The sequence below is a fragment of the Microvirga arsenatis genome, assembly GCF_009910705.1.
GTDB classification, from domain to species: domain Bacteria; phylum Pseudomonadota; class Alphaproteobacteria; order Rhizobiales; family Beijerinckiaceae; genus Microvirga; species Microvirga arsenatis.
Genome location: NZ_JAAAXJ010000002.1, coordinates 588,071 through 599,584, shown reverse-complemented (window position 1 = coordinate 599,584; position 11,514 = coordinate 588,071). Strand labels below are relative to the sequence as shown.

At 67.3% G+C, this 11,514-nt stretch carries 11 protein-coding genes; 7 read left to right on the top strand and 4 right to left on the bottom strand.

All coding sequences use genetic code 11. The features are described from left to right. From GR303_RS06180 to xth, 3 genes are all read left to right on the top strand, one after another. On the top strand, positions 1–155 hold a 155-nt coding region (locus tag GR303_RS06180; protein WP_161747575.1), incomplete at its 5' end, for a DNA translocase FtsK. 194 nt (positions 156–349) lie between these two features. Further along, positions 350–1,279 (top strand): outer membrane lipoprotein carrier protein LolA, encoded by a 930-nt coding sequence (locus tag GR303_RS06175; protein WP_246205729.1) that lies wholly within the window; start codon positions 350–352, stop codon positions 1,277–1,279. 238 nt (positions 1,280–1,517) lie between these two features. Further along, a complete protein-coding gene (xth, locus tag GR303_RS06170) occupies positions 1,518–2,333 on the top strand; it encodes an exodeoxyribonuclease III (RefSeq protein WP_161725455.1) in 816 nt (271 codons plus the stop codon). Between the two features lie 148 nt (positions 2,334–2,481). On the opposite strand, the gene GR303_RS06165 is transcribed toward xth, so the two are convergent. Together GR303_RS06165 and GR303_RS06160 are read right to left on the bottom strand one after the other, a co-directional pair. Next, positions 2,482–2,988, bottom strand: a complete 507-nt coding sequence (locus tag GR303_RS06165; protein ID WP_161725457.1) for a cyclic nucleotide-binding domain-containing protein — start codon at positions 2,986–2,988, stop codon at positions 2,482–2,484. An 8-nt stretch (positions 2,989–2,996) separates the two neighbouring features. Next, positions 2,997–3,683, bottom strand: a complete 687-nt coding sequence (locus GR303_RS06160; RefSeq protein WP_161725458.1) for a response regulator transcription factor — start codon at positions 3,681–3,683, stop codon at positions 2,997–2,999. Positions 3,684–3,913: 230 nt separating this feature from the next. Here GR303_RS06160 and GR303_RS06155 point away from each other — a divergent pair, with 230 nt between their 5' ends. Continuing rightward, positions 3,914–4,447 (top strand): L,D-transpeptidase family protein, encoded by a 534-nt coding sequence (locus GR303_RS06155; RefSeq protein WP_161725460.1) that lies wholly within the window; start codon positions 3,914–3,916, stop codon positions 4,445–4,447. Between the two features lie 3 nt (positions 4,448–4,450). Next, positions 4,451–5,287, top strand: a complete 837-nt coding sequence (locus tag GR303_RS06150; RefSeq protein ID WP_161725461.1) for an ATP-grasp domain-containing protein — start codon at positions 4,451–4,453, stop codon at positions 5,285–5,287. Between the two features lie 229 nt (positions 5,288–5,516). Here the strand turns inward: GR303_RS06150 and GR303_RS06145 are convergent, their stop codons facing one another. Together GR303_RS06145 and GR303_RS06140 are read right to left on the bottom strand one after the other, a co-directional pair. After that, the gene (locus GR303_RS06145) at positions 5,517–7,031 is read right to left on the bottom strand and encodes an ABC-F family ATP-binding cassette domain-containing protein (protein ID WP_161725515.1); all 1,515 of its coding nucleotides are present in this window, start codon (positions 7,029–7,031) and stop codon (positions 5,517–5,519) included. A gap of 336 nt (positions 7,032–7,367) precedes the next feature. Continuing rightward, positions 7,368–8,045: a YggS family pyridoxal phosphate-dependent enzyme gene (locus GR303_RS06140; RefSeq protein WP_161725462.1), complete on the bottom strand. Its 678-nt coding sequence runs from the start codon at positions 8,043–8,045 to the stop codon at positions 7,368–7,370. 325 nt (positions 8,046–8,370) lie between these two features. Here GR303_RS06140 and leuS point away from each other — a divergent pair, with 325 nt between their 5' ends. Both leuS and lptE read left to right on the top strand, forming a co-directional pair. Continuing rightward, positions 8,371–10,992: a leucine--tRNA ligase gene (gene leuS, locus GR303_RS06135; RefSeq protein WP_161725464.1), complete on the top strand. Its 2,622-nt coding sequence runs from the start codon at positions 8,371–8,373 to the stop codon at positions 10,990–10,992. Then, a complete protein-coding gene (gene lptE / locus GR303_RS06130; RefSeq protein ID WP_161725466.1) occupies positions 10,979–11,512 on the top strand; it encodes an LPS assembly lipoprotein LptE in 534 nt (177 codons plus the stop codon). Before leuS ends, lptE begins: the two co-directional genes overlap by 14 nt. Positions 11,513–11,514 lie beyond the last annotated feature (2 nt).

Sequence of the window (11,514 nt, the reverse complement as noted above, 5' to 3'; positions counted from 1 at the left end):
CCTCGACGAGCTACATCCAGCGCCGGCTCCAGATCGGCTACAACCGCGCCGCCTCGCTCATGGAGCGCATGGAGCAGGAGGGCATCGTCGGTCCCGCAAACCACGCCGGTAAACGGGAAATCCTGCTTGAAACCTCGGGCGCGGGGGAGGATTAAGCTCCGGCGCATCGTGCGGCCCGCCGGGTCCGCACGATGCGCCATTTAGAAATGAGCATCGGATGGGACCCAAAACTGCAAGTCCACTTTTGGGTCCGATGCTCGGCGGAACCTTGGCCGCTGCCCTGCGTCATTCTTGAGCCATGTGCAATGGCGCCGCAGCGGTCATGATGGTTCGGCAGGAGATCTTTCGGATGCGTTCCCTCCCCCTTCTCAGCCTGGCAGCGGCCCTGCTCGCAGCAGCGGGCCCCCGGCCGGCTGCGGGGCAGACGCTGCCGATCGACATGATCCTTCCGCCTGCACGTCCCGCCCCGGCCCAGGGCTTCAGCCGGTCGGCCGCCTCCCTGCCGACCGCCTCCTTCCACCGGCCCTCATCCCCGCTCGGGGCCCTCCAGCCGGCCCGGCCGGTGATCCCGAGACCCGCCAATGCGGAGCAGATGCTCGCCGTCACCGCGCCGCTCCCGCCGAGCCGGCCCGCCGCGGAGGAGCCGCAGGCGCCCCCCGAGCCCATCGTCGTCGCGCCGAAGCCGATCGTGACCGCCGCCGTGGAGCCGGTGGCCCTCAACCAGCCCCTGCCGAACAGCACGGTGGTGGAGCGGGCCAACGCCTATTTCAGCAATCTCACCACCCTGGTGGCCGATTTCACGCAGGTCGGCGGCGACGGGCGCCGGCAGGGCGGCACCCTCTACCTCCAGCGCCCCGGCAAGGTGCGGTTCGAATACGATCCGCCCGCCGCCCTCCAGGTGATCGCCGACGGCCGCTCGGTGGCCGTGCGCGACCGCAAGCTCGCCACCCAGGACCTCTATTCCATCTCGCAGACGCCGCTGAAATTCCTCCTGCGCGAGCGGGTCAATCTCGGCCAGGACATCAAGATCACCGGCATCACCAACGACGGCAACGCGGTGCGCATCAACCTGGAGGATTCCTCGACGCTGGGCGGCACCTCGCGCATCACCCTCTATTTCGACCCGCAGGTGGAGAACCTGAACCAGTGGCGCATCGTCGACGCCCAGGGCTTCCAGACAATGGTGGTGCTGGGCAAGGTCGAGCGCGGCCGCCGGATCGACCCGGACCTGTTCAAGATCCAGTACGAGGCCATCATCGGCGCCGGCAACAATAGGTAGTGACCTGCCGTCCTCAAGGCTGATCCTGCACTCCGCAGCCTCATCCTGAGGAGGATTGCGTGAGCAATCCGTCTCGAAGGACGAGGCGTCTCCAGAGACCACTGGGCCATCCTTCGAGACGCCGCTTTCGCGGCTCCTCAGGATGAGGTCGTATGTAAGTCGACCGTGAAGCCTGCCCTTCCCTCCGGACGGAATCTGTCGTAGCCGAAAGGGATCTTCTTCCGAAGGGCCTTTTCCCGTGCAGCTCACCGTCACGACCTGGAACATCAATTCCGTTCGCCTGCGCCTCGACCAGGTGGGCCGCTTCCTGATGGAGCGGCGGCCCGACATCCTGTGCCTGCAGGAGACCAAGTGCCCGAACGACAAGCTGCCCCTGAAGGAGCTGCAGGCCTTCGGCTATCCCTTCGTCGTCCATATGGGCCAGAAGGGCTATAACGGCGTCGCGATCCTCTCGCGCTACCCGTTCTCCGAGACGGCGGTGATGGAGATGTGCGGCCGCCAGGACGCGCGCCACATCACCGTGACCCTGAGCCGGGAGGCCAAGGGCGCGGCGGGGCTCACCATCCATAACTTCTACGTGCCCGCGGGCGGCGACATCCCCGATCCCGCGATCAACGAGAAATTCCGGCACAAGCTCGACTTCATGGCCGAGATGCGCCGCTGGGGCAGCAGGTCCAAGCCGACGGCAGGTCCTGCGATCCTCGTGGGCGACCTCAACGTGGCGCCCCTCGAGCACGACGTGTGGAGCCACAAGCAGCTTCTCGACGTGGTGAGCCACACGCCGGTGGAGACCGAAGCCCTCGAGGAGCTGCGCCAGGAGGCGGAATGGATCGACGCCATGCGCGCCCTGCGCCCCGAGCCGGAAAAGATCTATTCCTGGTGGAGCTACCGCTCGCCCGACTGGGCCGCCGCCGACAAGGGCCGCCGCCTCGATCACATCTGGCTGTCGCCGGGCCTGAAGGACACCCTGCGCTCCGTCGACGTCACCCGCGAGACCCGCGGCTGGGACCGCCCCTCCGACCACGCGCCGGTGACGGCGGTGCTGGAGCTTTAGGTAAGCGTCATCCCGGACGGCGTAGCCGATCCGGGATCGTGCGACGAGTGTGGCGCTATTCCCCTTCCCCTCGTGAGAGAGGGTTCCAGCGTCTCGTACTGAAAGCGATCCCGGATCTCGCTTCGCTCGTCCGGGATGCCCCCTCGATCTAACCCTGCTCCTTGTCCTCCTCCGGCAGGGGCGCCGGCTCCTCCCCGCCGTCGATGGCGATGAGCTGCTGGCGCACGCGCTCGAGGCCTTCCGTGAGGCGGGCGAGCTCCTCGGCCATGGTGTCCTGGATGGCGGCGGCGGCGTCCGGAAACTCCTCCAGCACCCGGCGCATGAGGCTTGGGCTGACGCGGATGACGGCGGAGGGCTCGCGGGCGGTGGCCGTGGCGCGGCGCTCGACCCGGGCGAAGAGGGCGGCCTGGCCGATGAGCGAGCCGGGGCCGGCCACGAAGGCCTCCGGCGCACCGCTCTCGCCGGCGTCGAGCGCGATGGACCCGCGGCTCACCACGTAGCCGCCGTCCGAGCGGTCGCCCCTGCGGAACAGCACGTCGCCCTCGCGATAGGTGCGGGTCTCGGAGGCGAAGGCCACCAGACGCAGGGCGTCGCGCTCCAGCAGGTTGAACAGGGGCGCCTGGCTTAAGGTCGCGATGTCGTCGTCAAGCGCCATGGGATCTGTCAGGGGATCAGCTTGTAGCCGCCGGGCTCGGTGACGAGGATGCTGGCGTTCGACGGGTCGGCCTCGATCTTCTGGCGCAGGCGGTAGATATGCGTTTCCAGGGTGTGGGTGGTGACGTTGGAATTGTAGCCCCACACCTCGGTGAGCAGGGTGTCGCGGCCGACCACCGCCTGGCCGGCGCGGTAGAGATAGCGCAGGATCGCCGTCTCCTTCTCGGTGAGCTTGAGCTTGGAGCCCTTCTCCGTGGTGAGCAGCTTGGAGCCCGGGCGGAAGATGTAGGGCCCGATCTGGAACACCGCGTCCTCGCTCGCCTCGTACTGGCGCAGCTGCGCGCGGATGCGGGCGAGCAGCACCGCGAACTTGAACGGCTTGACCACGTAGTCGTTGGCGCCGGCCTCCAGGCCCATCACCGTGTCGCTGTCCGAGCCTTGCGCGGTGAGCATGATGATCGGGCTGCGGAAGCCGTTCTGGCGCATGACCTTGACGGCCTCGCGCCCGTCCATGTCGGGCAGGCCCACATCCATGATGGCGAGGTCGATCCGGTCGCCCTTCACGGCCTCGATGGCCTGGCCGGCCGTCTCGGCGGTGGTGACCTGGAACTCGCTGTAGAAGCCGAGCTGCTCGGTCAGCGTGTCGCGCAGGTCCTGATCGTCGTCGACGACAAGGAGGCGGCTGGCATTCGACATCTCAAACCCTTCAACACGAGGAACTGCAACCTATCCGGGCGGCGGCCGGTCGACGAACCCTTCGGACCCAAGCCGGTTCGTCCGCCCCATTGCCGCTCACGATCCGGACCGGAAGCGCTGCGGCCGGGGCCAAAACCGCGCGGGCCTTGAGCTTCGGATCGTGCCCGACGCATAAGAGTAGTCATTCCCAGCTTGACAACAAGGGGGCCTTCGGGGCCCTTCCACTGCCGATGAAACTCACTCGCGTCAATGTCATCCGCGTCTTCCGCTCCCCGCTGGACCATCGGCGCGGGCGCCTGCAGGCGGGCAATCTCGTGATTCCATGCGCCCTCGGACGCTCGGGGACGCGCCGTTCCAAACGCGAGGGCGACGGCGCCTCGCCGGTGGGCCGGTTCCGGATCCTGCAGGCCTTCTACCGGGCCGATCGCGGCCCCCGACCCCGGACGGGTCTCCCTTTAAGAGCCATCCGCCCCGGCGACGGCTGGTCCGACGACGTGCGCGACCGCCGCTACAACCGGCTCGTCCCCCTGCCCTGCCCCACGAGCCACGAGAGGATGTGGCGGGACGACCATCTCTACGACGTGGTGCTCGACATCGCCTGGAACCGCGGCCCCATCCGGCGAGGCCGCGGCAGCGCCATCTTCCTGCATCTGGCCCGCCCCGGCTTCCTGCCGACGGAAGGCTGCGTCGCGGTCGACCAGCGCATGATCCGCCGCCTGCTCGAGCGGATCGGGCCGAACACGCGGATCGAGATCGTGGGCTGACGCATGATCCTGATCGCCACCTGTTCCGACTACCCCCATCCGACCCCGAGCCTTGCGGCTCTTCTCGATGCCCTGCGCTCTCATGGAGCAGAGGCCACGCATCTGCCTTGGGACGGCGCGCCACCGGATGGCTTTGCCAACGCCGAAGCCGTGCTGCCTCTGTGCTGCTGGAACTACCATGATGAACCCGCACGCTTCAGGGCGTGGATCGACGCGCTCGAAACCAAAGGCGCGAATCTGATCAATTCCGCCGCGACCCTGCGCTGGAACTTCCGCAAGACCTATCTGCTGGAAATGGCAGAGGCCGGCCTTGCCGTTCCCCGCACGTTTCACCTGCCGGAGGTCGATCGCGATGCGGTCGCAACGCGGATGCAGGCGGAGGGCTGGCGCGTTGCGATTCTCAAGCCCGTCTCGGGCCAGAGCGGATACGGCGTACGCAAGATCGAACGGGCGGACCTGTCCGACTTGCCCGCTGGCGAGGCGCTGCTCCAGGAATACCAGGACGACATCGGCTCTCTCGGCGAGACCACCCTGACCTTCATCGACGGCGCCTTCTCCCACGCGGTGCGCCGCGTGATCCGGCAAGGGGAATGGCGGGCGAACAAGCAATACGGCGCGACCTTCGAGCGCGTGGAGGTGAGCGACGACGTGATCGAGGCGGCGCGGGGCTATCTCGCGCTCGTGCCGCACACGCCCCTTTACGCCCGCATCGACGGTCTCGTCCGGTCCAGGGGCTTCATGCTGATGGAGCTCGAGCTCATCGAGCCCTATCTCTACCTCGAATACGCGCCCGGCAGCGCGGATGCGATGGCGCGGGCTGTGCTTCAGCGGCTTGGGTGATCGCCGTCATGGCCAGGCTCGTCCCGGCCATCCACGTCTTAGGAAACACTCACCTCATCCTGAGGAGGTCGCAACGCGACCGTCTCGAAGGAGGATCCAGTGCTCTCTGGAAGCTCCTTCGAGACGCAGACTGCGTCTGCTCCTCAGGATGAGGTCATGCGGATCGAAGAGGAATCCGTGGATGCCCGGCACAAGGCCGGGCATGACGCGGGTGTTTGGCTTTCGCCGCTCACCCCAGCATCGTCCTGTAAAACTCCTCCGGCCCGTCGATCTCCTTCAGTCTTCCCCTGTCGACGAGCAGGAAGCGGGTGCCGATGGCCTTTATGAAGCTGCGGTCGTGGGACACCACGATGCAGGTGGCCTCGGCATCGAGGATCTCGCCTTCCAGCTGCTCGCGTCCCGGAATGTCCACGTGGTTGGTGGGCTCGTCCATCAGATAAAAGTTCGGCTCCGACAGGCGCAGCGCCAGCAGGCCGAGACGGGCTTTCTGGCCGGGCGACAGCTTTGCGATCGGCAGATTCTGCCGCTCGATGGAAAAGCCTGCCTCCGCCAGAACCGCGCGGCTGCGCTGATCGCCGAGACGGAAGCGGGACAGGACGACCTCATGCGCCGTCGCCCGCTCGGGCAATTGCCGCATGTCCTGGTCCACGTAGCCGAGCGCCAGGCTCGGGCTCACCCGGATGCCGGGCATTCCCTCCGCCCCGGTCATCGCCCGGTGCAGCAGGCGGAGGAATTGCGACTTGCCCGCGCCGTTGCGGCCCAGCACCACGATGCGCTCGCCCTGTGCCACATCGAGTTTCGGGATCGCGAAGAGCCTGCGCCCGTCCGGCGCCTCGACGGTCACGTTCTCCAGCGCCGCGAGCACGCGTGCATGCGTGCCGCGATTGCCGAGCCGGATCTCGCCGGGCCGTTCCCTGTAAAGGGACCGTGCGGTTTGCTCCAAAGCGTCGGCCCGGCGCTTGATCTGCGCCGATTTCACCTGCGCGGCATCGCTGCCGCTGTTGATGCCGACATTGCGCAATTCCTGCGCACTTTGGCGCAGGCGCTTCACCTCGCGCAAGGTCTTCTCCCGCTGCGCCTGCGCCGCCGCGTCATGCGCCTCCAGCAGATCGCGGGCGCGCCGGTAGGAATGCGCGAAGGACACCGATTCCTCCGGTCTGAGGAAAAGCGTGCGGTTCGTGCAGGCATCGAGGAAGTCGCGGTCGTGGCTCGCCACCACGATGGGCGCAGTGTAGCCCGCATTGTTGATCCATGTCTCCAGCTTGAACAGCTTCTCCAGATCGAGGTGGTTGGTGGGCTCGTCCAGCAGCAGCATGTCGGGCTGCGTGATCCAGGCGCGGGCGATCAGCGCAAGGCGCTGCCAGCCGCCGCTGAGCGCCCGCAGGGGCAGCGCGCGCAGGTCGGTGGGCGTCTCGAACTCGTCGAGCACCATAGCGACGCGCCAGTCCTGACCCTCGCGCTCGTCAGGGGCAAGCGCCCGATGCAGGACGTCATGGAAGGACAGGTCGAGCAGGCTTTCGGGAACGTCCTGCTCCACGAGGGCGACGCACAGGCCCCGCGAGCGGACGATGTCGCCGTGCGTCGGCTCGGCGAGCCCGGCGAGGCATTTCAAAAGCGTGGATTTGCCGGCGCCGTTCCCGGCCACGAGGCCGAGGCGGTCGCCCGCGCCGATGACGAGGTTCAGGTTCTGGAACAGGGGCGTGTGGGCAATGACGCCGACATTGCGGAGGCTCAAGGAAGACATGGGGATCTCACCGGTGCGGCGCATTCAGGGCTCGAAGCCGTCAGAAGCGCGAAAAATTCTGGAACGTGTCAGACGCGCCGGATCCTTGCGGAACCGTGGCGCGGAAAGCCGTTCAGAGCTGACCAGGATGAGATGAAGGCGGTTTTCAGAAACCGTCAGATCCGTTCGATGGTCGGCCCTGCAACAACCTGCTGCAGGGCATGCCAGGGGCCGAACTTGCGTTGATGCATCGCTTCCAACATGCAGCCCTCCCTGGTTCGAACGGTGGATCGATGGGATAAGCTTAACCCGAGATGCGAGGCGGATGCAACGCCACTGGCATCCGCCCCCGGCTCGTCAGACTTTCGTCCGGCTCCCGAAAATCGCGCTGCCCACCCGCACATGGGTGGCGCCGAGCTGGATTGCGGCATCGAAATCCGCGCTCATGCCCATGGAGAGGGTTTTCAGGCCGTGCTTCTGGGCGAGGGTGTTCAGCAGCGCGAAATGCGGCGAGGGCGGGTCCTCGGCCGGGGGGATGCACATGAGGCCTTCGACCGACAGGCCCCAGCGGCTGCGGCAGGCGTCGAGGAAGGCATCGACCTCCCCCGGCGCGACGCCGCCCTTCTGCGGCTCCTCGCCGGTGTTCACCTGCACCAGCAGGCGCGGCCGCCTGCCCTGCCTGGCGATCTCCTTGGCGAGCGCCTCGGCGAGCGACGGCCGGTCGAGGGTGTGGATCGCGTCGAACAGCTCGACCGCCTCCCGGGCCTTGTTGGACTGGAGCGGGCCGATCATGTGCAGCTCCACGTCCGGGTAGCGCTCCCTCAAGCGCGGCCACTTGGCCTTGGCCTCCTGCACGTAGTTCTCGCCGAAGACCCGCTGGCCGGCGGCGAGCACCGGTTCGACGGCCTCCGCCGGAAAGGTCTTGGAGACGGCCACGAGAGTGATGGAGGACGGATCCCGGTCGTAGTCGGATGCGGCGCGGCGGATCGCCTCCCGCACCTGCCTCAAGCCCTCGACGGCATCGTTCTCGCTCATGGAGATGTTCCTTCTTGTGCGCTGTCCCGCCGCGTTTCCCTCCCCCTTGCGGGGAGGGATAAAGGGTGGGGGTGGTGCGACAGAGTGAGAGCTTTCGAAATCGGGCGCTGTATTAGCCTTGCAGCTTGATTGCTGAAGCGTTGCGCTCCGACTTTGAGACCCCCACCCCTAACCCCTCCCCGCAAGGGGGAGGGGAACACCGAACCGAATCTCGACCGCCTCCGCGACGCGAAACCGTTGACCGCGCGGGAGAGCTGTGTCCTAGTCCGCCGCAACCCGGCGGCGCAAGCCGCTTCGCACCACCACGACGGATAAAGACGGAAAAATGAGGCCCGAGCGCTACAACGCCAAGGAAGCCGAGCTGAAATGGCGGAAGGTCTGGAACGACCGCGACCTGTTCAAGACCCGGAACGACGACCCGCGTCCGAAATACTACGTGCTCGAGATGTTCCCCTATCCGTCGGGGCGCATCCACATGGGCCATGTCCGCAACTACACCATGGGCGACGTGGTGGCGCGCTACAAGCGCGCCAAGGGCTTCAACGTGCTCCATCCCATGGGCTGGGACGCCTTCGGCATGCCGGCGGAGAACGCCGCCATGCAGAACAAGGTCCACCCGAAGGAATGGACCTATGCCAATATCAGGACCATGCGCGCCCAGCTGCAATCGATGGGGCTCGCCATCGACTGGAGCCGCGAGATCGCGACCTGCGATCCGAGCTACTACAGGCACCAGCAGCGCATGTTCCTGGACTTCCTGGAGGCCGGCCTGGTCGACCGCAAGACCGCGAAGGTGAACTGGGACCCGGTGGACCACACGGTGCTGGCCAACGAGCAGGTGATCGACGGGCGCGGCTGGCGCTCGGGCGCGCTCGTCGAGCAGCGCGAGCTGACCCAGTGGTTCTTCAAGATCACCGATTTCGCGCAGGATCTCGACGACAGGCTCGACACCCTGGACCGGTGGCCGGAGAAGGTGCGCCTGATGCAGCGCAACTGGATCGGCCGCTCCGAAGGCCTTTTGGTGCGCTTCGCCCTGAAGCCGGAGACCGTGCCGAACGGCGAGACGGAGCTGCAGATCTACACCACGCGCCCCGACACCCTGTTCGGCGCGAAGTTCATGGCGGTTGCGCCCGATCATCCGCTGGCCAAGGCCGCGGCCGAGAAGAACCCGGAGCTCGCCGCCTTCATCGAGGAATGCAGGCGCATCGGCACGGCGCAGGAGGCGATCGAGAAGGCGGAAAAGCTCGGCTTCGATACCGGCATCCGCGCCGAGCACCCGTTCGACCCGAACTGGACGCTCCCCGTCTACGTGGCGAACTTCATCCTGATGGAATACGGCACCGGCGCCATCTTCGGCTGCCCGGCGCACGACCAGCGCGACCTCGACTTCGTCAACAAATACGGCCTGGGCAACACGCCCGTGGTCTGCCCGCCGGACGTGGACCCGGCCACCTTCGTCATCACCGACGAGGCCTATGACGGCGAGGGCCGGATGATCAATTCCCGCTTCCTCGATGGCATGACCATCGCGGAGGCCAAGGAGGAGGTCGCCCGCCGCCTGGAAAGCCAGACCCGCGGCAACCGTCCGGTGGCCGAGCGCAAGGTGAATTTCCGCCTGCGCGACTGGGGCATCTCGCGCCAGCGCTACTGGGGCTGCCCGATCCCGGTGATCCATTGCGACGAATGCGGCGTGGTGCCGGTGCCGAAGGACCAGCTGCCGGTGGTGCTCCCCGAGGACGTGTCCTTCGACGTGCCGGGCAACCCCCTCGACCGCCACCCGACCTGGAAGCATGTGGATTGCCCGCAATGCGGCAGGGCCGCCCGCCGCGAGACGGACACCATGGACACCTTCGTGGATTCGTCCTGGTACTTCGCGCGCTTCACCGACCCGACCCTGACGGACAAGCCCACGGACCGCGCGACGGTGGATTCCTGGCTCCCCGTGGACCAGTATATCGGCGGCATCGAGCACGCGATCCTGCACCTGCTCTATTCGCGCTTCTTCACCCGCGCGATGAAGAAGACGGGACACGCCGGCTTGGACGAGCCCTTCGCGGGCCTGTTCACGCAGGGCATGGTGGTGCACGAGACCTACCGGGACCAGAGCGGCGCCTGGGTGCTGCCCTCCGACGTGCGCTTCGAGACGGAAGGAGGCGTGCGCAGGGCCTTCCACGTGGAGACCGGCGCCCCCATCGAGATCGGCTCCATCGAGAAGATGTCGAAGTCGAAGAAGAACACGGTGGATCCGGACGAGATCATCGCGTCCTATGGCGCCGACACCGCCCGCTGGTTCATGCTCTCCGACTCCCCGCCGGAGCGCGACGTGATCTGGACCGAGGAGGGCGTGCAGGGCGCAGCCCGCTTCGTGCAGCGCGTGTGGCGCCTGGTGGGCGAGATCGCGGACCGGATGGCGGGCGGCAACGGCGCTGCTGCGGATGGCCCGATCGCGCTCGCCGTGCGCAAGGCCGCGCACAAGGCGCTGGCCGCCGTCGAGGAGGATGTGGAGCGCCTGCGCTTCAACCGCTGCGTCGCCCATCTCTACGAGCTCGCCAATTCCCTGCAGGATCTGGCGAACCGGGCCAAGGCCGCGGACGAGCCGGGCTTGGGCGCGGCCTTCGCCGAGGCCGGGCGCATCTTCGTGCAGCTCCTCGCCCCCATGATGCCGCATCTGGCGGAGGAATGCTGGGAGACCCTCGGTCAGCCCGGGCTGGTCGCAGACACCCCCTGGCCGCAGGTCGACCGCTCGCTCCTGGTCGAGGACACGGTCACCCTGCCCGTGCAGGTGAACGGCAAGAAGCGCGCCGACGTGACGGTTGCCCGCGACGCGGATCAGGCTACAGTCGAGGCGGCCGTGCTCGCCCTCGAGGCGGTGCAGAAGGCCATGGAGGGCAAGCCCGCCCGCAAGATCATCGTCGTTCCCCAGAGGATCGTGAATGTCGTCGCTTAACCTGAAGGGCCTCGCTCGCATCGCGCTCGTGGCAGGCCTCTCTCTCGGCCTGTCCGCCTGCTTCCGGCCGCTCCACGGCCCCACCGCCTCGGGCCAGTCGCTGCAGGCGGTGCTGGCCTCCATCGACGTTCCCGAGGTGGAATGGCCGGCCCGGCTCGCCAATACCGGGCATTACCTGCGCAGCGAGCTGGTCTATCAGCTCAACGGCTCGGGCTCGGACACGCCCAAGCGCTACCGCCTTCGGCTGGCCATGAACCAGTCGCAGACGAGCCCGGTGGTGGATTCGGAATACGGCACGGCCAGCTCCGTCATCGTCGGCGGAACCCTGACCTATACGCTCACCACCCTCGACGGAAACACCGTGGTCACCCAGGGCGTCGCCACCTCCACCGCGAGCTTCGACCGGTTCCCGCAGCGCTTCGCCAACATCCGAGCGGCGCGGGACGCGGAGATCCGGCTCGCCCGGGATCTGGCGCAGCAGGTGCGGACCCGGCTGTCGGCGGCGCTCGCGAACAGCTGATC